Origin of the sequence: Streptococcus parasanguinis, assembly GCF_001073155.1 — a bacterium.
In the GTDB taxonomy this organism is placed as follows: domain Bacteria; phylum Bacillota; class Bacilli; order Lactobacillales; family Streptococcaceae; genus Streptococcus; species Streptococcus parasanguinis_D.
Genome location: NZ_JVEE01000046.1, coordinates 35,255 through 58,767 on the forward strand (window position 1 = coordinate 35,255; position 23,513 = coordinate 58,767).

Here is a 23,513-nt window from a genome sequence, read left to right on the forward strand (position 1 = left end):
CTCGCTTCGCTTGCTAAGGCACATAGAAAAGCCCTCACACAAAAACTGTGTGAGGGCGTAGTGTCCGCGGTGCCACCTCTTTTATAGGGAAAAATAGCTGGTCTTTCCCTACATCTCTATCTCCTCTATCAAGGAGTTGCACGGTAAGGGGTGCCAACCGAATTCACATGGGTTAGAATTCATTAATCATAACAGTCCAATTTTCATCAGTCGCTATTGCTTGTTCACAATTCCCACAAGCTCCCTGAAAATAGCTGACTCATTACTTTTCTGTTGCTACCATTATAACCCTTTTTCTTAGAAAGTCAATAAAATTTTTAGTCTTTTTTTATACTTTTTTCTACACTAATTTAATAAAATCTGCTCAAAGAGCCCTAGCGGCCCGCCCTTTTTATCCTAAAAATAGGATACTCAACAAAGCCAAAATTGCAGGGCCACCTTGGGTCAAGATAATCTTTTTATTGGCTGTCATCGCACCGTAGGCCGCAGCTCCAATAATAAAAAGCACAAAAATTGTAACAACTTCACTATTTTTAGAGACAAACAAGCCATATAAGAGAAACACACCAATCAAGGCATTGTATATCCCTTGATTCTTAAATAAAGAGGTCACAGATGGGCGAGCGAGTTCTTCTTTATCCATGTTGAAAACCCGACTTGTGGTATCAGATGTGGTTCTGATGCTCTCCAAATAAAAAATATACAAATGCTCCAGTGCAGCAAGACTTGCTAAAATAATCGTCAGTAATGACATCGTAGATTCTCCTTTTTATTCAACTGTTATTTGTTCAATGCCAGATACTAATTTGTCCAGCAGGTAAGAAAATTGCTCTTGTTCTTGAGCAGTTAAAATCCGACTCATCTGTTCTTTCACCGCCACATGATAGCGAGGGGGATGTTTGACCAAACGATTATAGGCCGTATCCGTCAAATGAATTAAGATTTCCCGCTGGTTTTTTGGATTTCGACTCCGATGGACAAATCCTTCCTTTTCCAATATTTTGAAATGCCGGGTTAAAGCCGCTGGATCAATTTGCAAACGTTCCTGAACCGCGATCTGATTGCAAGGCGCTTGTTCTAATAAATCCTGCAAGATTTGGTAACGTGTTAAGCTAATCCCTAGGCGCTTTTCAAAAAGTTGCGTAGTTGATTGATCTGCCAAGCGTAGTTGGTAGAGCAAATCATTCATTTCTGCCATATTCCTTCTCCTTATTATTTTTGATAAATCAATAATTGACTAATCAATTATAAAATATTTCATATCCTCTTGCAAGGAAAAGAGCTTGCACTATTCTTTCGCACAAAAAAAGCCGCCTGATTTGGCGACTCTTAGGGAGATTATTATGAAAAAGAAAAGTTTTAGGATTTTTCTAAACAAAGTTAGGAGGTCTTTGTTTATGCTTTTATTATAGCGGACATTTCTTAAAGAAAGCTTACGACTTTATTTCAAAATGAAAACAAATTCTTTACAGATTTTTTTCAGCGTTTAAAATACCTGGAATATCTAGTAAGGTGTTCATCTGATGATTGCCTTGATAGTCAGACGTCAAGAAATTGATACTCTGAATCTGGCTATTTCTTGCAAAGTCAATATCCAGGCTCCGATCCCCAATATAGTAGGTATTTTCTGGCTCCAACCCGTACTTCTCCATCAGATACCTAGCAGCTTCTGGGTCAGGCTTGCGGGCAAAACCACTTTGACTGGTCAAAATCTCTGTAAAAAAAGATTCCAAACCCAAATCCCGTAGGATGACAAAGGCATTCTCTCCCTTATGGGTATAGACAAACTGCTCAATTCCAGCTTCTTGTACCCAGGCTAGGACATCACGCGCCCCATCCATCAGAAGGACCTGGGCATTTTTCTCCGCTAGACTTTCTGCTCGGCGATGATTCAAGTCGGTCACATCCAGATGATACTCCTCCGCCACAGCTACTAAAAGATCTTGAACCGAATGCTTCAAGATGAAATCTTTAATGCTGGCTCGGTCAAAGGGAAGCTGATAAGTTGCATAGGTCTCCTCAAGACCTGCCAGAATAGCATCATAGGAATCCAGCAAAGTTCCGTCCAAATCCCAAATAAAGGCTCGTTTTGTCATTTTTTCTTCTCTCCTACTTTTCGTCTATATAGCTGACTCAAAAATAGCCAACGGAAACCATTGTCGAGCAGTGTCCCCGTCCAGACCCCTGGAAGGCCAAAGCCAAGGGTTACTCCAAGCAGATAACCGGCTCCAATTCGAATGACCCACATACCAATCGTCGTTGCATAAAATGGAAGTTTCCCATTTCCCAAGCCTTGCCAAACAGCTGTATAGATGACCGTTCCTGCTGTAAACGGCGTTCCTAACAAAGAAAAGAGGACAACCGATAGGCTAGCTTCGACTGCTTTTGTATCCTGTGTGTAGAGATGGGTCAGAAGGGTGCCCCCAAAAAAGATTCCCAAGGCAATGGGTAACATGAACACGAAGGACAACCAGTAAGACTGCTTTCGAAGACGGTCAAGCTGCTCAAGATCACCTTCACCCAGGCTCCGTGCCACGAGCATGACCGTCGCTGTGGCCACTCCAAATACAGGCATATAATTAAACTGGGTTAGGGTCTCTCCGATAGCATTTCCTGCGACTGCCTCGGTCCCAAAAGCAACCACGATCGCAATGATCACCACATCTCCAGCCCGCATCATCAGCCGCTCTCCAGCAGCTGGAAGTGCTAAGTTCAAGAGCTTACGATCCAATCCCCAACGAAGGGGTGCAAAGGGTAACTGAACCTTTTGCCACAAGAGGATGACTCCCACCAGACGGGCCAGCACCGTCCCCAAAGCTGCACCAACAATGCCCCAACCAAAAAGGAAAATGGCCACAGAGGAGAACAGAGCGTTTAATAGATTGGTCAACAGGCTCACATACATAGGAATACGTGGATTGTTGGCCACCCGAACCAAGGAGCCCAAAGTCGTCATCAAGCCTAAGAGAACAATGATCCCGCCGACCAAGGAAAGGTAAATCCCCCCGCTTTCGGCTACTGCAGCTTCAGTCCCCAACAGCGAAATCATCTGGCGTCCAAATAACAGCGAAGTCCCTCCTAAGAGAGCACTCAACAACAAGGTCACCTTCAGTGACTCTGTCGCATGGTAGGCAATGTTGGCTTGATTTTTTTCACCCAAGCTTTTGGACATGACACTAGCAACTGCCGCACCCAGTGCCAAAAAGATGGCTTGATAGATGGTGATGATATTCCCTGCGACGGAAACACCTGAAATGGCAATCAAGCCCAGGTGAGCCACTAAATAAGAGTCCACCATGCCCATCAGCATTTGTAAGAAATTTTCACCCATGGCAGGAAGGGCGATGTTTAAGATTTTTTTGTATGAATTCATGCGTATAGAAAAGAGCCAAACGGCTCTTTTGATCTTTCTAATAGGAAGAATTAAAGTCCCAAGTAGTCTTCTACGGCTGCTTGCATGTCTTTGGCTGCCACGCTTGTACGATGGCGAACCGGTGCAGTTTCAAGGCCGTCTACAGCCGGTGGCACAGGAACACCTGAGAGTGTGTGTAATTTAGCCAAGGCTTCGAAATCTCCTAGACCTGTCTCGCCTGTCACCGCTTCTACTGCCACAACAGGGAATTTGTAAGGACTTGCTGTAGAGGCAATGACTGTTTTAGCAGTATCTCCTGTTTGAGTCCGGTATTTTTGATAAACGGCTGATGCTACGGCTGTATGAGGGTCTTCGATGTAATCAGACGCTTCATAGACCCGCTTGATCTCTGCAGCAGTTTCTGCTTCATCTGCGTATGCAGCCGCAAACAAATCTAAGATGTCTGCATCAAAGTTGGACAATTGGTACTGACCTGTTGCAACAAGGCTTTCCATCAATTCTTTGGTCTTTGTGGCATCATTGCCTACCAAGTGGAAAATCAAGCGTTCCAAGTTTGAAGAGACCAAAATATCCATCGATGGACTGGTGGTCACCTTGAACTCACGTTTCTTATCATAAACATGTGTTTTGAAGAAGTCTGTCAAGACATTGTTTTCATTTGACGCACAGATCAATTTTCCAACTGGAAGACCGATTTGTTTGGCATAGAAAGCTGCCAAGATATTTCCAAAGTTTCCTGTTGGGACGGTAAAGTTGACTTTTTCTCCCGCGGTGATTTGGCCTGTCTTCACCAATTGCGCATAGGCGTATACGTAATAGACAACCTGAGGCACCAAACGACCAATGTTCATAGAGTTGGCTGATGAGAATTGCATCTTGTTGGCTGCTAATTTTTCACGAAGGGCCACATCATTGAACATGTGTTTGACATTGGTTTGGGCATCGTCAAAGTTTCCATCGATCGCGATGACATGGGTATTGTCTCCCGTTTGAGTCGTCATTTGCAATTCTTGCACCTTGCTGACACCATCTTTTGGATAAAAGACAATGATTTCTGTCCCTGGAACATCAGCAAATCCAGCCATGGCAGCTTTTCCTGTATCTCCAGAAGTCGCTGTCAAGATGACAATCTTGTTTTCCAGACCGTGCTTTTTAGCTGCTGTCGTCATGAAGTAAGGCAAGATCGACAAAGCCATATCTTTAAAGGCAATGGTTGAACCGTGGAAAAGTTCCAAGTTGTATTGACCATCGAGTTTGACAAGCGGAGCAATGGCTGGATTATCAAACTTGCTGTCATAAGCATGAGAAATACAGTAGTCTAACTCTTCTGCTGTAAAGTCGTCCAAAAAGGCTGACAAAACAAGCTTGGCCACTTCTTGGTAAGAAGCGTCTTTGAGGGTATTAAAATCCAGCTCTACTTGAGGATAAGAGACTGGAGTAAACAAACCGCCATCTGTCGCCAACCCTTGAAGGATGGCTTGACTAGCTGTTACAGTATTTTTTTCATCTCGTGTTGATTGGTAAACTAATGTCATGACTGTTTCATTCCTTTACTTGTTATCCTCTCATTATATCATAAATGTCAGAAAATTTAACGGCTTTTCGCCAAATCTTGGCAAAGGTCGGCAAACAGAAGCTAGATAAAAGAGAGCAGGAGCAACCATTTTGCCCCTACTCCCATTTGAATCTGTTTTACAGGTGTCTGAAAGATTCGATCAAGCCAATCCCAACTCTGCTAAAACAGATGGGAAGTCTTTCTTCAAGCTTTCAAGAGCTACCGTTACTTCTTGACGAGTTTGGTTATTTTTCACAGTAACTTGACCGCTCTCAACTTCACTACTTCCTAAGGTAATCAAGGCTTTGGCCTCAAAGACATCCGCTGACTTAAATTGAGCCTTGAGCTTGCGTCCAAGATAGTCGCGTTCTGCCTTGAAACCTTGGATTCGAAGGGCCTGAACCAAGCTAAGCGCTGCTTCATTGGCCTCATCTCCTAGGACGGCGATATAAGCATCTAAGCCTGTTTCAATCGGTAATTCAATACCTTTCTTTTCAAGAACGAGAAGGATCCGTTCCACACCGATACCAAATCCAAAACCAGCTGTCGCAGGGCCACCGAAGTATTCAACCAAACCATCATAGCGACCACCTGCACAAACTGTCAATTCATTGCCTTCAATTTCTGTAATGAACTCAAAAATCGTGTGGTTGTAGTAATCCAAGCCACGCACCATATTGGTATCGATGACATAGGCCACACCTAAATCTTCTAACATCCGACGAACCGCATCAAAATGCGCTTGGCTTTCTTCATCTAGATAGTCTAGGATGGAAGGAGCCTGTTCAACCGCAGCCTTGTCTTCTTTTTCTTTTGAATCCAAAACACGAAGCGGATTTTCTTCTAAGCGACGTTGGCTGTCCTTAGACAATTGATCCTTCATTGGCAAGAGGTAATCAATCAAGGCTTGGCGATAAGCCTGACGACTGGCAGGGCTTCCCAAGGTGTTCAAGTGCAAGGTTACATTGTCAATCCCTAGTTCTTTCAAGAATTGCGCTGCCATGGCAATGGTTTCGACATCCGTTGCAGGATTGCTCGATCCAAAGCATTCTACCCCAATTTGGTGGAATTGACGCAAACGACCTGCTTGAGGACGTTCGTAGCGGAACATTGGGCCTATGTAATAGAACTTACTTGGTTTTTGTACCTCAGGCGCAAAGAGTTTATTTTCTACATACGAGCGGACAACAGGAGCTGTTCCTTCTGGACGAAGCGTGATATGACGGTCTCCCTTGTCATAGAAATCATACATTTCTTTGGTAACAATATCCGTCGTATCCCCTACTGAACGACTGATGACTTCATAATGTTCGAAGATCGGTGTGCGGATTTCATCATAATTGTATCGCGCAAAGACCTTGCGTGCAAAGCCTTCTACATATTGCCATTTCGCTGAATCGCCGGGAAGGATATCCTGGGTCCCTTTTGGTTTTTGTAATTTCATAGCCTTCATCCTTTGTCTTACTTTTGCCTCTATTTTACCACAAATTCGAAGAGAAATGGAGGCTGGATCGAATTTCCTTCGATCGACATGTTCAAAACCTCTTTCTCTTCTTGCCTTATCAGCCGAATTATGAGAAAATGGAAGCCATACTACACTGAAAGGATCTTGCGATGAGAGAGGATATCAAAATCAATGACCGCGCCCTGGCACTAGAGAAGTCGTTAATCGAAAAATTGGAGCTTGTATTTGATACCGATGTTGAGTTAGATGTCTATAACCTAGGACTGATCTACGAGATCCATCTAGATGAAGCCGGCACTTGCAAGGTGGTTATGACCTTTACCGATACGGCTTGTAGCTGTGCTGAGAGCCTTCCGATCGAAATCGTCGCTCGCCTAAAAGAAATCGAGGGGATCGAAGATGTCAAGGTTGAAGTAACTTGGTCACCCGCTTGGAAAATTACACGAATCAGCCGATACGGGCGCATCGCCCTTGGTCTTCCACCACGATAACAATCATTACCATTTAATAAACGCAATCAACTAATAAAGGAAGGCCTCTTTGGAAATCCGATCCACAATAAAAAAACGAGGAACACCAGCTCTGCCATCAGAGTTTGTTCCTCGTTTTTTATAATGTTTAAATCCATTCAAACTTTTTCACTACCAGAATGGTCTAAGCCTGGTCAGCTTTTGGTTCTGGAAGGATTTGATACAACACAATTCCAAGAATGGTTGACGTTGCGACACCAGTGATTTGAAGACCACCGAGGTCAATCATCAAACCACCGATCCCTGATACCAAGATCACACTTGCAATCAAGAGATTCTTTTTATTATCAAAATCAATCTTATGTTCAACTAAAATTTTCAAACCGCTAGCAGCGATAACCCCAAAGAGGGCAATAGACAAACCTCCCAATACAGGAGTTGGAATAGAGTGCAAGAGTGCTGATAGCTTCCCAATAAAGCTCATGACAACCGCAATCACTGCTGCGCCTGAAATAACGTAAACTGAGTAGACCTTACTAAGGGCCATCACCCCAATGTTTTCCCCATAAGAAGTTACCGGAGGAGCTCCAAAGAATCCAGCAATAATCTGTGCCAAGCCATCACCAGTAAGCGTATGGTCAAGTCCTGGATCCTTGAAGTAATCACGCTCAGTCAAACTATTTAAAACCATGAGGTGGCCAAAATGTTCCGTCATGGTCACAAAGGCAATCGGAGCCATAGTCAAAATCGCACTTGGATAGAGCTTAAAGCTATAATCCACAAATGGAATGTCAAAGTTTGGAACTTGAATCCAATGCGCCGCACTTACCTCTGAGAAATTGACAAAACTATGTCCTGTCAGCAAACCAAGAGCCAATGAGAAAATATAGCCCACAATTAATCCAAGTAAAATTGGGACGACACCGACAATCTTCTTGCCATACATGTTAAATAGGATAACCGCAAAGAGGGTCACCATCGAAATCAATAGAGCATAGCCGCTGTAGCTATTATTTAAGGTTGTCGCATCAGTGACGGCATTCTTCGCAAGACTCAAACCAATTACCATGATAATGGGACCAACCACGATTGGTGGAAGGACCTTATTAATCCAATCTTTACCCGCATGCTTAACAATCAGAGCTACAAACAAGTAGACCAAACCACCCGCCATAGCACCCTGGGCAACTGCCGCGATCCCATCTGACTTCATCAGCATTTGCATCGCTGCAATATAAGCAAAACTAGACCCCATGTAAGCAGGGATCTTATACTTGGTCACGGTTAAGTGAGCCAAGGTTCCCAAACCAGATGAAAACAAAGCAATGGCAGGATCAATCCCAACCAAAATCGGCACCAGCACTGTCGCCCCAAACATGGCAAACAAATGCTGGAAAGATAAACCAACCAATAAACCAGGTTTTGGCATATCATTCACATCATATTTAACGTCATTCACGATCGTAAAAACCTCCTAAAATTAAGATGCGACAAGCTATGGCTGAACAAAAACGTCTACCTTCGATGACCAAATCGTAAGGGAGTGCTTCATGCTCCATCATCGACGATTTCTTTTTTATCAAACCACTTTTCAATATACAAAAAAATCCCCCACAACAAGGAGATACACAAAATATAGGCTGGTCTTCCCAGGCCTTTCATTTCCATAGCTCCTTGCCTGCCTCTCTGGACAGTATTAAAGGATTGATTCGATTAGTCACAATTATAGCAGATTATAGACGGATTTACAAGAAAAATGACAGATGATACACCCAAATCCCCCAAAAAGTAATATTCATACGTTTCAGCGACAGGGTTGAAAATAGCCACTCTAAGACAAAAAAGAGGCTGGGACAAAAGTCCTAGCCTCTCAATTATTTTTGGATTGTCGAGCAAGACGCAGTGGTTGAGTGGGCTCTACTACACTGATTTCATCAGCTTTTACAGCCCTACTCAACTGTGCGGAGGTGGGACGACGAAATCGAATTCTAACGAATTACCGATTTCTGTCCCACTCTCTCTTTGAACAAAGTCGTCCTTGCAATTACTGTTTACCAGACTGTTCCATATTCCAGAAGTCGGTTACAGCACCACGTGATGCTGAAGAAACGATGTGGGCATATTTACCCAGAACCCCACGGCTATACAGTGGTGGCAAGGTTGTTTCAGCTTTACGTTTCGCTAACTCTTCGTCTGAAACGTGCATGGTGATTTCTTTGGTATCTTGGTCAACCGTTACCATGTCCCCAGTGTGGAGGTAGGCGATTGGGCCACCGACCTGAGCTTCAGGCGCAATGTGACCGACAACGAGACCGTAAGTCCCACCAGAGAATCGTCCGTCTGTCAAGAGGGCTACCTTGTCTCCTTGGCCTTTCCCAACGATCATAGATGACAAGGACAGCATTTCCGGCATACCAGGACCACCCTTAGGACCCACGAAACGGACAACAACAACGTCGCCATCCACGATTTCATCCGAAAGAACCGCTTCAATGGCAGCTTCTTCAGAGTCAAAGACCTTAGCAGGGCCCGTGATGTTACGGACCTTCACACCTGATACTTTGGCAACTGCCCCTTCTGGAGCCAAGTTCCCTTTCAGGATGATCAATGGGCCATCGGCACGTTTAGGATTTTCAAGTGGCATGATGACTTTTTGACCTGGTGTCAAATCAGCGAAGGCTTCTAAGTTCTCAGCAACAGTTTTACCAGTACATGTGATGCGATCCCCGTGAAGGAAACCATTCTTAAGAAGGTATTTCATGACGGCTGGCACACCACCAACATTGTAAAGGTCTTGGAAGACATATTTCCCTGAAGGCTTCAAGTCCGCCAAGTGAGGCACGCGCTCTTGGAAATCGTTGAAGTCTTCCAGCGTCAAGTCAACGTTAGCCGCATGAGCAATCGCAAGCAAGTGAAGGGTTGCATTGGTAGATCCACCCAGTGCCATGGTTACTGTAATTGCATCTTCAAAGGCTTCACGGGTCAAGATGTCAGATGGCTTCAGTCCCATTTCAAGCATTTTGACAACTGCACGACCTGCTTCTTCGATATCGGCTTTTTTATCAGCTGATTCAGCAGGGTGAGAAGAGGAACCTGGCAAGCTCATCCCAAGAACCTCAATCGCTGTCGCCATGGTGTTGGCTGTATACATCCCACCACAGCCACCAGGGCCAGGGCAGGCGTTACATTCTAGTTGCTTCACTTCTTCAGCGGTCATATCGCCGTGATTCCACTTCCCAATTCCTTCGAAAACAGAAACCAAGTCGATATCCTTGCCATTCAGATTACCCGGTGCAATGGTTCCTCCGTAGGCAAAGATCGCTGGGATATCCATATTGGCAATGGCAATCATGGAACCAGGCATGTTCTTATCACAGCCACCGATGGCTACAAAGGCATCGACGTTGTGGCCACCCATAGCAGCTTCGATAGAGTCCGCAATGATATCACGAGACGTCAAGGAAAAGCGCATCCCTGGTGTCCCCATAGCGATCCCATCCGCAACTGTAATGGTGCCAAATTGGACCGGCCAAGCTCCTGCATCTTTCACACCTTCTTTGGCCAATTTTCCAAAATCATGGAGGTGGATGTTACAAGGGGTATTTTCCGCCCATGTCGAAATCACTCCGACAATCGGTTTCTCAAAGCTTTCATCGGTCATTCCCGTCGCGCGAAGCATGGCACGGTTGGGAGATTTTACCATGCTATCGTAGACACTACTACGATGGCGTTTGTCTAATTCTGTCATGTCATTCCTCTCATCGTATTTTTTATTATTATAGCACAATTCAAGCTTCAACGATAGAAGAAAATTCTTGAATTTTCAGACAATTCAGCTTGCTCGGTTTCTTGCTAAAATAATTTACAGTTATATCTTGACTTTTGTAAGCAAAGTGATATCATTTAGATATCACAAAGAAAGAAGGGTTCGTCCCATGGAAGAAAAAATTTTAACCCAAAAGAAAAACGGCTTAGCTGCCCTTATAGGCTTGCTAGTTGGGGATCTTGTCTTAGTTTTAGCCTTTATTAGTGCGATTGCTAGTCTACCAGAAGGTTTTCCACTTGCGATTGCAGTTATTACCTGTATTTTTCTCTTTATTGCTAGTCTGGTGTGCTATGCAGGGATCAAAATTATTAAACCGCAAGAGGCCTTGGTTTTGACCTCGTTTGGGAACTATATTGGAACCATTCGAGAAGCGGGTATTTACTTTGTCAATCCCTTCTGTGTCGCTGTCAATCCTGCCAATAACACCCGCTTAGGCCAAAGTGGTGATGTCACCACCAAGTCACCCATGTCTGTCAGAAAAACAGCAGAAGGTAACAATATTTCTATCGAGACAGGTAAAAAGAATATTTCCTTAAAAGTGATGACCTTGAATAACTCTCGTCAGAAGATTAATGACTGTTTGGGAAATCCTGTAGAAATCGGTATTGCAGTCACTTGGCGTGTAGTGGATACGGCTAAAGCAGTCTTCAATGTGGATAACTACAAAGAATATCTCTCATTGCAGTGTGATAGTGCTCTTCGTAATATTGTCCGCATCTATCCTTATGATGTAGCTCCTAATGTCGATACGACAGGAGACGGCCAGGCAGATGAGGGTAGCCTAAGAGGCTCCAGTGAAATTGTGGCCAGTCGTATTCGAGAAGAGATTCAAGCACGTGTAAAAGATGCTGGACTCGAAATTCTAGAAGCTCGTATTACCTACTTGGCCTATGCTCCAGAAATCGCAGCTGTCATGCTTCAACGCCAACAAGCTTCTGCCATTATCGATGCGCGGAAGATGATTGTCGACGGAGCAGTTGGGATGGTTGAAATGGCCCTTGAACGCCTGAGCGAAGGAGAGATTGTAGAGCTAGACGAAGAACGGAAGGCTGCTATGGTTTCGAACCTTCTTGTCGTTCTCTGTGGCAATCATGATGCACAACCAATTGTTAATACGGGAAGTCTCTATTAAGAATGGCTGACCAAAAGAAAAAACAGATTCCACTTAGATTGTCAGCCAAGTTATATGCTGCTATCGCATCATGGGCAGAAGATGACTTTCGATCGGTCAATGGGCAGATCGAGTACCTACTGACAGAATGTGTCAAACAACGAAAAAAGGATGGCAAATACGTTTCGGAAACGATTGATGAGCCATTTGAAATAGACCTTTAAGGAGAACTCCTGTCCCATTTGATGGGGTGGGAGATTTTTTTAACAATTTTTTGTCAAGTAACTTTACTTTACAAAAAAGTTTTGTTATACTGTTAAAGTTGATGAAAATCAAACCTAATTGAATTTATATCTTAAAAGGAGAAAAACGAAATGGCAGTACCTGCACGTCGCACATCAAAAGCGAAGAAAAACAAACGTCGTACGCACTACAAAGTAACAGCTCCATCTGTAAACTTTGACGAAGCAACTGGAGATTACTCACGTTCACACCGTGTATCACTTAAAGGATACTACAAAGGACGTAAGATCGCTAAAGCTGCATCAGCTGAATAATAGAAGGGAGATACCATGCGCGTAAATATTACACTTGAACACAAAGAATCTGGTGAACGCTTGTACCTTACTTCTAAAAACAAACGTAACACTCCAGACCGTCTTCAATTGAAGAAATACTCACCAAAACTTCGCAAACACGTTGTGTTTACAGAAGTTAAATAATAGGTCATTACGTTTCAGTAGAAACGAAAAAGCCTTGATTTAACGTAATTCTTGAATTTTCGAATTTCAATGTATTGCAATAAAAATCAACCGGATGACTACATTTTTGACTACATTTTTTGTGAAATAAATTAGATGTTCGGATATATAGAAAACGCTCTAGTCATATTGTCTAGAGCGTTTTTGTGTTGTTTAAGAAATTGGATCTATAATTTCTGTAGCGGGTAAAACTACCATAGGAATTATGGAATCCATAATAAGACCTCTTAAGTAGATTTTGAGTATTTACCATGTCTACTTAAGAGGTATCATATCAGAATGTGAATTAGAGTGTTTCTTTTGCTGTAAGCAATGGAAAATTACTCTCAATAGTATTTTAAAATAATCTTTTTATTCTTGAGGGTAACTAAACAAATTAGAAACGCAAAGATAAACAGGTTAAGCTACCATCGATTTTCTTAAATTCGTCTGTATTAACGACTTTTACAGGGTAACCTAGATTTTTTATATGTTCTAATGTTTTTGGGTATCCATCAGGAACCAACACTGTGCCATTTATATACAAACTATTAATTGCATATAATTCCTCTTTAGGAACTACAAATCTATTAAATTCTCTGAACTCGGGAACTTCATTCATTTTTGCACTAACTAACATATTGTTATTTTCTAGATAAATCACAAAATCTTTCAAATGCAAACCTTCTGTCACTGGTATTGTGGAAGAAGTGTAACCAAATTGAGAAACTATTTCATCAAATTGTTTAGCACCTTCTTTATTGGTACGATCAGATAAACCTACATAGAAATGTTTTCCTACAAGCATTACATCCCCACCTTCCATCGTTCCTGGGGATTCAATGTGAAAGATTTGTTCGTCAGCGTAGAATTTCTTTATAGCAGGTTCAATTTCAAATTTTTCACCGTTCCTCGATTCTCTTGGAGAATTAGTAATAATTGCACATTCTTTCATTACTACTGCTGGATCCTCAACAAAACATGAATCTGGGTATTCCTCTAAAGCTTCAAGAACCAGTGCTTTTACTCCTAAACTTTCAATTGCGTCAACATATTCTTGGTGCTGACTAATTGCTTTTTCATATATAGGCTTATCGTCACTGAACATTCCTGTACTAATTCCTTCAAGCATCGCTTTACATGGTTTTCTAAAAATAATATTCTCATATTTTATCATATTACTTCCTCCAACAATCATATTCTTCTAAATATATTCTTTTTCAACATACTCAGATTGGCTCAACATCAATAGATTTTCATACATTACATGGAAACTAACAATATCTCCTAATTCGTAACAATGTTCGCTTTCAGTAATATCTAATATCGTATGGTCGCTACTACCACCAATTACTTCAATGTTTGAGTCTAATGGTCGAAGATGTAAACAATCTCCTAAATCTTGCCTTCCAACAGCTATCAGAGCCCTGCGACGAATACCTTTGTCTTCATATTCCTTCTTGTTTCCAAATGCATCAACTGCAATTGTACCAATTGGATGACTTGGTTTGTTTTTCAATTCAACAATTTCCGCCTGTAGCGTAAACGCTTCATCTTCATCAGGAAATACCTTATAATCAAAACAATCATCCAAATCACTAATATACAACGCATCCCCAACTCTTAGCTGCGTGATACCCTCTGGCATAGTTCCCTTTGCAACTAAAGGTAAACTAGTTGAAGCACCCCCAGAAACAACCTCAATCCTACGTCCAATTGCTTTACTAACTTTTTCAGCCTTTGAAATCAGTTCCATCATTTTTTCTGGAGTAGGCATAATTGAGCCATAACACCCTAGATTTGTTCCAATGCCTAATAAATGTAAGTTTTTTAATTCTTGTTCAACAGTACGTGTTGTATTCAGCAATTCCTCTTCATCAAAAATTCCCTCACGCAAATCACCACATTCAGTCATAATAATCACATTATGAATTTTATTTTGCTCTGAAGCAGCCCGGTTTAATTCTTTTAAAATCTCTAACGAAGAATTCAAGCTAATATCTGCACAAGAAACTAATTCATCAACTTCACTAAGCATTGGTATACGTAAGTCGTAAGTAAGAATATTTGGATTAATCTCTTTTACTCTTTTCAATTGAGATAGTCGCGAAGAAGCCAACGTTTTAAAACCTGCATCTATTAATGTCTTAATAATTTCTTCAAGTCCGTTAATTCCTTTTATTACACCAACAACCTCAATTCCAATATCATTACACATGTCTAATACATTTTTGGCATTATGTTTTAACTTTTTCTTATCAATAACAAACTTTGGATAACCCACGTTGTTCACCTCAAATCTATTATTATTAATTTTTTACATGGTAGATAAATCAATTGTACCGTTAAAAATCAGGACTAGACTGATAATTGCCAAGGCTACTATTACTAGGGCAATAATTTTTTCGATATTAGTGAGGAATTTCTTATTATTTTCTTTACGAGCCAAATAGTAAACAATCATACAAGGGGCGAAAAGAAGTGCTGTAATAATAATATACTTCCAGCCTGTTGAATACATCAAATATCCCATTGCAATAGTTGAAATACAACCAAGCAAAGCATTCAATTTAAAACCGTTATCAAACTTGATTGATTTTTTAATCATAGTCAAACTAACTGTGAAATATGGAACCAACATTGTACTTGAAGCAAATAAAGCCATAACATTATAAATTGATTCATTGATTATGATGGTAATGAAAAATGCTTGTTGAATAATTGTGGATACCAGTAATGAATTTGTTGGTTGCCCAACAGTATTTTCAACACCAAAGAATTTAGGGACAATTTCATGCTTCGCTGCAACATCTAAAATTTCGCCAGCAAATAAACAACATCCGAACCAACATCCCATCGCTGAAAGTGCAATACCTAGGTTCATTAGAATTGCTCCCCATTTGCCTACGACTGCCTCTAATATGCCACCTAATGCAGGTACTTCCATTTTTGAAACTTGTACTTGTGAAAGTACTCCAAAGGTTAAGAAGGTCAGCAAGAGATACGTCACTGCAATTACAATATAAGAAATCACAATTGCTTTTGATGCATCTGATTTCGATTTCGCACGTGCAGAATAGATTAATGCCCCTTCAATACCAACATACACCCAAATAGTTGAACTCATAGCTGTTCCAATTTGGCCATTTATAGATGAAGGTAAATCATTTGAAGCAAAAGCGTTTTCCCACAGTCCAGAGTTAAATACATCTACCTTAAATGCCATCAATAAAGCTATAATAAATACTACAATTGGAATCATTTTTGCAAACCAAATAACAGTATTAACTAATGAAGCGTTTCTCGCTCCTGACGCACATATATAGTAGAATACCCATAAAATAACTGATAACAGAATTAAAGAAGGGATATTATTTCCTCCACGAAACATTGGAATAAAATATCCAAGAGAACTTACCGAAAGTACTCCTAATGAAATATTACCTACAACAATAGATAGCCAATATCCTACACAAGATAAAAATCCAATAAACTTTCCAAATCCTTGTTCTGGAAAACTAAAAATTCCTGCATCTAAATCTGGATAGTGATCTTGTAGATATTTCAAACAGTAAACGAAAACAGCAAAGGCAATACTTGCAAATACTAGTGCAATTAAAGCAGGGCCTGGAGCTACAGATTTTGCTAAATCACGTGGTAAATTAAAAACCCCTGCACCTATTACCGTAGTAACTGTTAAAGCAACTAAGCCGAGTAGACTAACATTTTGTTGGACAGTATTTTTCTCAGTCATATAACTATCCTCCCCATAAAAATTAAATTATTTTTTATTTAGTATGATAGGAAAAAGAAAATCTTTATCCCATCATATATATTGTTTAATTAAAAACGTAATGAAAGACAGCTCAAACCACCATCAATTTTACGATATTCAGAGGTATCGACAACAAGAACATCATATCCTAAATGTTCAACGGCAGATTGAACCTTAGGATATCCGGCTGGAACAATAACAGTTCCATTAACCCATATACAGTTTGCGGCATATGCTTCATCAGAATCAACAACTATCTTATTAAATGATTCAAATAAAGGATTATCAACAAATTCACCAGCGACCAATAAATTATTATCCTCTAAATAATTGACTCCTGTCTTAAGATGCAATACTTCTTCCAACGGAACTTGAATGACAGTTTTACCATATCCCTCTAATATTTCCTTCATCTGTGCAAAACCTTCATCATTTGTACGTGCTGATTTCCCAACATAGAAGGTATCACCAACCATCATAATATCCCCAGGTTCAACCATTCCTGGAGCTTTAATTTCATGAACATTTGAATAAAAACTAGATAGCAGTTTACGGAAGTCTTCTAGTTGAGTCTCATTTCGACGAGTATCCGCACCTGGTCTGGAAATTATAGCACATTTATCCGTACAGAGTGCAGTATCTTCCATAAAACATGAATCTGGAAAATCGTCATTTGGTGGTAACACATTAACTTTGACTCCACATTTAGTTAAAGCTTCAACATAATGTTCATGTTGAACTAATGCACTTTCATAAACAGGTTTTCCAAGTTCTGGATTAGAAGTAATACCTTCACTAATTCCTCTTCCAGGAATACGAACAATTACATTCTTAAAGCGTTTCATAAATTACACCTCTCTAATACAGCCTGTAAAGTCTGAGTGATCCAAACGAAAACATGCCCCATTGTGTATGCGCTTACATTTTTGTGGAGAAAATAACAATGGGACACATAATGGACGCCATCTTTACTTTGAGCAACTATTGAAATCCAATAAAACTAAGTTCATTGCACATCATTTTTCCTGTTTTACATGAAAATGTTAACAATATTGTTTCCGAGATTATTCCTTTCTAGTTAACAATTCATGTTCTATTTCTATTTTACCACTTAATTGTTGCATGTCAATATTAGCACTTTGAAACTAGTTTCAAAAACATATAATATCAAGTATTTTGGTATTTCAAAATAGAAAGTTGATATTGGTTGATTTCTATAATAGAAGTTAAAATATATATTAGCAGTGAAATCACTAGATCTTTAAGCTCGCTTTAATTTAATTTTCAAATAAGAAAACGAGCATTCTCAATTACAGTAATACTCGTTTTTATCATATACCAGAGCGATTCTAGAATTATGATTAGTTATTTAAAAAGTCAAATCGATTTAATATAAGATGCCAACCTTTTAACAAGATCTAAAGCCTCATCACAATAACCTAACCGTTCAAAAAAACCATGGTCTACACCTAAATAATTAATTACATCCACATCAATATCATATAAATTGTGCTTTATAAAATACCTATTGCTCCACCTGAAGTAATCAAACTCCGCCTCAATATACAGCATTCTGTTTATTCGTGAATAATTATCCTTCTGAAATAAATTATTTTTTTCTAACATATCGTCTGTTGTATATAGTTTTGTAAAGAAGCGCATCTGTCTTCCAAATTTACTTAGCCTAGAATCTAAAATATCATATTGTGAAGGAATAATATCATATCTCCCAATGGACCACTGATACATATTATTTTTTTCCGGTAATAAATCTACACAACCATAGATATTAATAAATGACAAGAAATTGACACTCTCATATGCACTTACCAACATTAGCCCCAAATTTACACCAGCACTATCTCCCAAAAAAATAATTTTTTCCTTGTTCCAACTGTATTCATTCTCTTTAGAACAGATCCAATCGTAAACCTTTTTACAATCAAATATACTAGACGGAAATTTATTCTCTGGGGCTAAACGATAGTTTATAGCAACTATTGGTACACCCGTCAATTCTACTATCAATTTAAGTTGGTTTTCATATTGGAAAAAGTTTCCACCGATGAACCCACCACCATGAACAAAATATATCACTTTGTCTGTATACTTACAACGTTCGCTAGAAAACAAACCAATCTCAATATAACCTTCTACTAAACCAACTTCTAAATTTATGTTTTCTTTAGTAAAATCTATGTTTTTTTTCCCCATATTTTGTCTTGTGATAGTTAGGGAAAAATCATCAAAAGAAATATCTGTTTTAAAATCAATATCTAAATCACCTGATTTTTTAATTTTATCGATTACACTTTTTGACAATTCATTTGCTTTATGATTTTCTAAATTAATAACTTCTTCATAATTTATCACTGATTTTCACCTTCCAATGCAATACCTTCCAGCATAGAATCATCAAAACCAAAGAAGTATGTTAAAATTGCAGAAATTATAAATGCTCCAAAATAACCAACTAAGAATCCAACAAAGCCAGTTCCAAAGTAAGCTGGAAATGTTGGTACTGCAGCTACAGCTACTGCTAACGCACGTGCGCCAGTTGCACCTGCAATAGCACCACCTATACCACCACCAATTATCGCCATAATAAATGGCTTCTTAAATTTCAGATTGACTGCATAAATCGCAGGCTCTGATATTCCGAAAAATCCCATTATTGTTGTAGGGGTAGTAATTTTTTTCAATTCTGGATTTTTAGTTTTCAAGAAAACCCCTAAAGTTGCACCTGATTGAGCTATAATACTAGGACCAAATACTGCAAGGATTGTGTCAAACCCTAATTTTTCTATATTGGAGAATATTATAGGGAATAGTCCCCAATGCACCCCAAAGACAACCATTACTTGAGCTAAAGCTCCAATAAAGCCACCTGCGACTGTTGGATTCCAATTATATATCGTTGAATAGACAGTTGCAATTCCATTACTTAATGATGCTCCAATTGGCCCGAAAATCATAATAGTAATCGGTACTACTGTGATTAATGAAAAGAATGGAGCAATTCTACTTCTAATTGATTCAGGCAAAAATTTTGTTTCTAGCTTTTCAATATAACTTAATAGTAAAATCGCAAAAATAATCGGAAAAACACTACTCTTAAACGCAGTTAATACAAATGGTATCCCTAAGAAAGTTAATTTTGCTCCCTGATCATATAATGTCGATAAATTAGGATACAAAAGCGCACCAGCGATTGTCACTGAAACAAATAGATTTGTTTTAAATCTCTTTGATGCTGTGATAGCCAAAACAATAGGAAGAAAATAATATAAACTATCAGAGGCGGCATTTAGAATCTGAAATGTTCCAGAATTAGAATCAAGCCATTTAAATGCAGTACAGACACTCAATACTCCTTTTAGTATACCTGCGCCAATAAGAACATCAATTAACGGAGTAAACAAACTAGAAATGATATCTATAAATTTTGAAATCATTCCCTTGGAGACATCTACATCCTCATTAGGTGCAACCTCACCTTTTCCATTTCGATTTAATAAAGTCTCGAGTTCAGGGTAATAATAAATCACTTCTGGGCCAATGACCACTTGAGTTTGACCTGCTACCTCAACGACTGACATTACATTTTTTAATTTATTCAACTCTTCTTTTTTTACAAGATGATTATCATAAAGATCAAATCTCAGGCGTGTGGAACAATGAGAGAAATTTTTTATATTTTCATTTCCACCCAAATTATTGACAATTTGGGCTACTACTTCTTTTTTTGTCATAATTATTTATCCTTTCTTTTTCTCTATGATAACACACTATGAAAGGATCTGAAATCGGTTACAAGTCTTTTGAAAAATTATCAAAAAAAATGACTATTCAAAGTCATTTATGAAAAGTATTGGTCATTCATTATAATAATAATTTAAATTATTATTAGTAATTAATTGCTTTATAGCCTCATTTGATACAGTATCTGTTATTAATATATCCAAATCTCTTAATGAAAAACTTGTAAATGTAAAAGATTTTCCAAATTTCTTTTCATCTGCTACTAAAAATAATTCTCGTGTCTGTTGACGAATAATTTTTTTTAGCATAGCCTCTTCTTCCAATAACTCTGATACATACCCTTCATCACTAATACCTCTACAAGATAAGAAAGCTTGGTCAAAAAAAACATTTCTTAATAAGAACTCGGTACACGAACCTCCAACTTTTCCATTCGACAATTTTCCACCAACGAAATAAATATTATGATTATTTTGTTGCTTATCTAAAATATCCGCTGTAGATAAATTTGTTGTAAAAATAGTCAGATTTTTTTTATCTTTAAGACGCTTTGCAATGTATTGACTTGTCGAACTTGAATCTAAGAAGATCGTCGAATGATCAGCAATAAAATCAATAGCAAGGTCAGCTATTATTGACTTTTGTTGGCTATTAATACGTGACTTGATTTCCGTGGGATCTTCTGTATGTTCTTCTTTTACATACATAGCTCCACCAGAAATTCTCTTAATCATCTTCAAATTTTCAAGTACTGTGAGGTCCCTTCTTACAGTACTTTCACTATAATGTAATTGTTTTGATAACTCCATGATACTCATGAAATTTTTTTCTTTTACTAATTCACAAATTTTTTCTTGACGTATATTCATAACACATACCTACATTTATACTGTTTTTAAATTTACTTTTAGGGAATTAAGTTTATTGATCGTATTACTACTTAAATTCCATATTCTTTATATCTGAACTTCCTGCATAATACAATATATATTGCACCTTATTCTTTTGGAGCTGTATTCTTAACCGATATCCTGCTAACCAACTGACTCTATAGGAATAACAGGAATCAGATTAAGAGCAACATAGACTTATAGCATAGATTTTAAGCTTGGCCTGTAGTCAATATTATTTCTCATTTTTGATTTAACACTGAGATCTATATCAGTATCATAAGCTATATAATTAGCATGATAATCAATCCACTCCATTATATATGCCAAAGACGATTCAATTATTTTAAGGATTTTCTCAATTAAGTGTAACTGTTGATTTAATGTTTCTTTAATTTTATTTTCATTAAAAATATCTTTGAAAATATAAGCACTTGATAAATTTATATCAATATTGGTACTGTCTGGAGAATTGATGTTTATTTCCGGTTTGTTAGGTGTACGGCATTCTTTTAAATTATCTTTTACAAATTGAGTTAATCTAAGAAACTTACTTCTTCTCATTATCTCAATTACTTGGTAAAGCTTTTTCAGTCAGTAATAATAATCTTGAAGTTCTCTATTTTATGGTTATTCGATTTCATTTGTACACACTCATCTTCCGATAAAAAAATATCTTACTTGGTATATTTTATAAAATTTATGATCCAATTACCACTACAAATATCACTATTTAACTATGAATAATACGTAAAATTTGATATTAGGTATTGATAATTCGAATTCTTCATTGTCCAAACGACATTTAAGTCATTCTGGTTTAAAATTTAAATGGTGGGTCTTTACGTCTCAATAGGAACAAAAAAGCTTTGATTTAATGTGATTTTTGATTTTTCAAGCAACTATTTAATATGACATTTGATCTATTTTTATGAAAACAAGTAAAAACAACCGGAAAAGAAACAGTTCACGACTGCTTATTCTCTGATTGTCTTTTCATACTAACGATTTTTCCGACTTAATTGATAAGAGTACATTACAGGGATAAACACAATGGCGAGGATGACCAGCACCAGTACATAAGAAAGCGCGAATTGAAGGCCTGCTTCAAGCAGAAGGATCAACCCTCCGAGAACCCACAACTTCCCTGCCAAGCGATGGGTTTTGTGCCAGTTATCTTCACTCTGCAAGGTCCAGGGCAGACGGATCCCAACCGTGTGATTCACTTTCAACTTAGGCATGTAATTGCCCATGATCACAAAGATAAACCCTAGCAGAACCGAAACAAAAACAGATGGATTGGTAGTAGATCCTAGCGCCTTGCTATAAATGAGATAGGAGGTACTTAAGGAAACGATTGGGGTCAACCAGTAAATCGCTCTGATCATTTTTTCATTCATAGCGCTATTCTTAGAATCGCGACCGATCATAAAGATCATAAACAGATGCACCATGAGATCGAAAATAGGAAGACCAAACACAACCAGGGGTTTCGATTGGAAGTTATTGGCCTGGCCAGCAAAATTGAAGTGAATCGGGATTTGGTTAGGCAATTGCGACCAAATCATCAGCCCCCAAAGCATGGGGAAAAGGATCACCATAGAAGTTAATAGCAATAGTTTTTTATTCGTTTTCATCAGTAGAGTCTCCTTTCAAATCAACGAGCCAGACCATTAAATCCTCCAAGACAGAAGTATTGAGTTCATAGTAGATAAAATTCTTCTCTTTTTCCTCTCGAATTAAATCTGCCTGCTTGAGGAGGCTTAAATGATGGGAAATGGTCGCTCCTGCTACATCAAAGTGGCCAGCGATATCACCAGCAGATAACTTCCCCGCCTTTAGCAGTTCTAAGATACTTCTTCTTATCGGATTCGATAAAGCTTTAAATGTTTGCGCAAAATTCATTCTCTATCTCCTCTAATCTATTTATAAATCTTTCTAAATAGATTCTAGTACTTTCGGATGGGTTTGTCAACTCTATTTAGAAAATAATCTAAATAGTTTCTGTTGTAAAAAAATATCAGACCTAAGACCGATTCTTATAAACAGTGGCTTTTCTTAAGTTTTCTTTAAGAAATTAGCCTTATAATAAAACCATCAAATGAAGACCTCCTAACTTTGTTTGATAGAAAATCCTAAACTTTTTCATAATAATCTCCCTATAAGAGCCACCAAAACCGGTGGCTTTTTCTCTACGTACCTTTACGAGCATCAGCGAGTTTAGGTACGTTGACGCAGTTCGAACGATAGTGAGAACTACGATCCTTATAAAACTGAGCGAGGTGAACTCAGAGAGTTCAACCGAATTTAGAGATATTGATGCAGTTTGAGCGGAGCGAAAACTACGTTCCTTAATACTTAATGAGCATCAGCGAGTTTAGGTACGTTGACGCAGTTTGAGCGAAGCGAAAACTACGTTCCTTAATACGTTAGTGAACTTAGGTACATGGATGCCGTGCGGAACTACTTTTTACAGAACAACAAAATAACCTCCACGAGAGCTCTGATTTTTGATCTAGACTCTCGGGAGGTTTTTTCATCTTTTA

The 23,513-nt window shown here is 38.7% G+C and carries 23 protein-coding genes; 5 read left to right on the top strand and 18 right to left on the bottom strand.

Features of this window, described 5'->3' with window-relative positions; genetic code table 11:
- Positions 1-391: 391 nt before the first annotated feature.
- From ADH92_RS08540 to hisS, 6 genes are all read right to left on the bottom strand, one after another.
- Positions 392-754 (bottom strand): DUF1304 domain-containing protein, encoded by a 363-nt coding sequence (locus ADH92_RS08540; protein ID WP_023920162.1) that lies wholly within the window; start codon positions 752-754, stop codon positions 392-394.
- Positions 755-769: 15 nt separating this feature from the next.
- Positions 770-1,198: a MarR family winged helix-turn-helix transcriptional regulator gene (locus tag ADH92_RS08545; RefSeq protein WP_049498108.1), complete on the bottom strand. Its 429-nt coding sequence runs from the start codon at positions 1,196-1,198 to the stop codon at positions 770-772.
- A 268-nt stretch (positions 1,199-1,466) separates the two neighbouring features.
- Positions 1,467-2,096 (bottom strand): HAD-IA family hydrolase, encoded by a 630-nt coding sequence (locus tag ADH92_RS08550; protein WP_049498109.1) that lies wholly within the window; start codon positions 2,094-2,096, stop codon positions 1,467-1,469.
- Positions 2,093-3,373 carry an MATE family efflux transporter gene (locus ADH92_RS08555; RefSeq protein ID WP_049498110.1) on the bottom strand — a complete coding sequence of 427 codons (1,281 nt, stop codon included), beginning with the start codon at positions 3,371-3,373 and terminating at the stop codon, positions 2,093-2,095. The genes ADH92_RS08550 and ADH92_RS08555 overlap by 4 nt, the downstream gene beginning before the upstream one ends.
- A gap of 50 nt (positions 3,374-3,423) precedes the next feature.
- Positions 3,424-4,908 (bottom strand): threonine synthase, encoded by a 1,485-nt coding sequence (thrC, locus tag ADH92_RS08560; protein WP_049498111.1) that lies wholly within the window; start codon positions 4,906-4,908, stop codon positions 3,424-3,426.
- 180 nt (positions 4,909-5,088) lie between these two features.
- Positions 5,089-6,372 (bottom strand): histidine--tRNA ligase, encoded by a 1,284-nt coding sequence (gene hisS, locus ADH92_RS08565; RefSeq protein WP_049498112.1) that lies wholly within the window; start codon positions 6,370-6,372, stop codon positions 5,089-5,091.
- A 170-nt stretch (positions 6,373-6,542) separates the two neighbouring features.
- On the opposite strand from hisS, the gene ADH92_RS08570 reads away from it, so the two are divergent.
- Positions 6,543-6,884, top strand: a complete 342-nt coding sequence (locus tag ADH92_RS08570) for a metal-sulfur cluster assembly factor (RefSeq protein ID WP_013904437.1) — start codon at positions 6,543-6,545, stop codon at positions 6,882-6,884.
- Positions 6,885-7,047: 163 nt separating this feature from the next.
- On the opposite strand, the gene ADH92_RS08575 is transcribed toward ADH92_RS08570, so the two are convergent.
- The gene (locus ADH92_RS08575) at positions 7,048-8,322 is read right to left on the bottom strand and encodes a uracil-xanthine permease family protein (RefSeq protein WP_049498113.1); all 1,275 of its coding nucleotides are present in this window, start codon (positions 8,320-8,322) and stop codon (positions 7,048-7,050) included.
- 585 nt (positions 8,323-8,907) lie between these two features.
- Complete coding sequence (gene ilvD, locus ADH92_RS08580; RefSeq protein WP_049498114.1) at positions 8,908-10,611, bottom strand: dihydroxy-acid dehydratase; 1,704 nt, start codon at positions 10,609-10,611, stop codon at positions 8,908-8,910.
- Positions 10,612-10,798: 187 nt separating this feature from the next.
- On the opposite strand from ilvD, the gene ADH92_RS08585 reads away from it, so the two are divergent.
- The 4 genes from ADH92_RS08585 to rpmG all read left to right on the top strand — a co-directional run bounded on the left by ADH92_RS08585 (position 10,799) and on the right by rpmG (position 12,522).
- Positions 10,799-11,821 carry an SPFH domain-containing protein gene (locus tag ADH92_RS08585; protein WP_049498115.1) on the top strand — a complete coding sequence of 341 codons (1,023 nt, stop codon included), beginning with the start codon at positions 10,799-10,801 and terminating at the stop codon, positions 11,819-11,821.
- A gap of 2 nt (positions 11,822-11,823) precedes the next feature.
- Complete coding sequence (locus ADH92_RS08590) at positions 11,824-12,024, top strand: type II toxin-antitoxin system antitoxin (RefSeq protein ID WP_003011522.1); 201 nt, start codon at positions 11,824-11,826, stop codon at positions 12,022-12,024.
- Positions 12,025-12,174: 150 nt separating this feature from the next.
- The gene (gene rpmF, locus ADH92_RS08595; protein ID WP_003009516.1) at positions 12,175-12,357 is read left to right on the top strand and encodes a 50S ribosomal protein L32; all 183 of its coding nucleotides are present in this window, start codon (positions 12,175-12,177) and stop codon (positions 12,355-12,357) included.
- Positions 12,358-12,372: 15 nt separating this feature from the next.
- Complete coding sequence (rpmG, locus tag ADH92_RS08600; protein WP_001265622.1) at positions 12,373-12,522, top strand: 50S ribosomal protein L33; 150 nt, start codon at positions 12,373-12,375, stop codon at positions 12,520-12,522.
- 415 nt (positions 12,523-12,937) lie between these two features.
- Here rpmG and ADH92_RS08605 read toward each other — a convergent pair whose 3' ends face one another.
- The 10 genes from ADH92_RS08605 to ADH92_RS08650 form a co-directional block, all read right to left on the bottom strand.
- On the bottom strand, positions 12,938-13,717 hold the full coding sequence (locus ADH92_RS08605; RefSeq protein WP_049498116.1) for a dimethylarginine dimethylaminohydrolase family protein: 780 nt from the start codon (positions 13,715-13,717) through the stop codon (positions 12,938-12,940).
- A gap of 27 nt (positions 13,718-13,744) precedes the next feature.
- On the bottom strand, positions 13,745-14,824 hold the full coding sequence (locus ADH92_RS08610; RefSeq protein WP_049498117.1) for an alanine/ornithine racemase family PLP-dependent enzyme: 1,080 nt from the start codon (positions 14,822-14,824) through the stop codon (positions 13,745-13,747).
- Between the two features lie 33 nt (positions 14,825-14,857).
- The gene (locus ADH92_RS08615) at positions 14,858-16,294 is read right to left on the bottom strand and encodes an amino acid permease (protein ID WP_049498118.1); all 1,437 of its coding nucleotides are present in this window, start codon (positions 16,292-16,294) and stop codon (positions 14,858-14,860) included.
- An 89-nt stretch (positions 16,295-16,383) separates the two neighbouring features.
- The gene (locus ADH92_RS08620) at positions 16,384-17,160 is read right to left on the bottom strand and encodes a dimethylarginine dimethylaminohydrolase family protein (RefSeq protein ID WP_049498119.1); all 777 of its coding nucleotides are present in this window, start codon (positions 17,158-17,160) and stop codon (positions 16,384-16,386) included.
- A 532-nt stretch (positions 17,161-17,692) separates the two neighbouring features.
- Positions 17,693-18,688 (bottom strand): alpha/beta hydrolase fold domain-containing protein, encoded by a 996-nt coding sequence (locus ADH92_RS08625; RefSeq protein ID WP_049498120.1) that lies wholly within the window; start codon positions 18,686-18,688, stop codon positions 17,693-17,695.
- Positions 18,685-20,067 carry a PTS transporter subunit EIIC gene (locus tag ADH92_RS08630; RefSeq protein ID WP_049498121.1) on the bottom strand — a complete coding sequence of 461 codons (1,383 nt, stop codon included), beginning with the start codon at positions 20,065-20,067 and terminating at the stop codon, positions 18,685-18,687. Before ADH92_RS08630 ends, ADH92_RS08625 begins: the two co-directional genes overlap by 4 nt.
- A gap of 123 nt (positions 20,068-20,190) precedes the next feature.
- Positions 20,191-20,946: a DeoR/GlpR family DNA-binding transcription regulator gene (locus ADH92_RS08635; RefSeq protein ID WP_049498122.1), complete on the bottom strand. Its 756-nt coding sequence runs from the start codon at positions 20,944-20,946 to the stop codon at positions 20,191-20,193.
- A 219-nt stretch (positions 20,947-21,165) separates the two neighbouring features.
- Positions 21,166-21,531, bottom strand: a complete 366-nt coding sequence (locus ADH92_RS08640; protein ID WP_049498123.1) for a hypothetical protein — start codon at positions 21,529-21,531, stop codon at positions 21,166-21,168.
- 437 nt (positions 21,532-21,968) lie between these two features.
- A complete protein-coding gene (locus ADH92_RS08645; protein ID WP_049498124.1) occupies positions 21,969-22,604 on the bottom strand; it encodes an SdpI family protein in 636 nt (211 codons plus the stop codon).
- Complete coding sequence (locus ADH92_RS08650; protein WP_003009465.1) at positions 22,591-22,872, bottom strand: autorepressor SdpR family transcription factor; 282 nt, start codon at positions 22,870-22,872, stop codon at positions 22,591-22,593. Before ADH92_RS08650 ends, ADH92_RS08645 begins: the two co-directional genes overlap by 14 nt.
- Positions 22,873-23,513 lie beyond the last annotated feature (641 nt).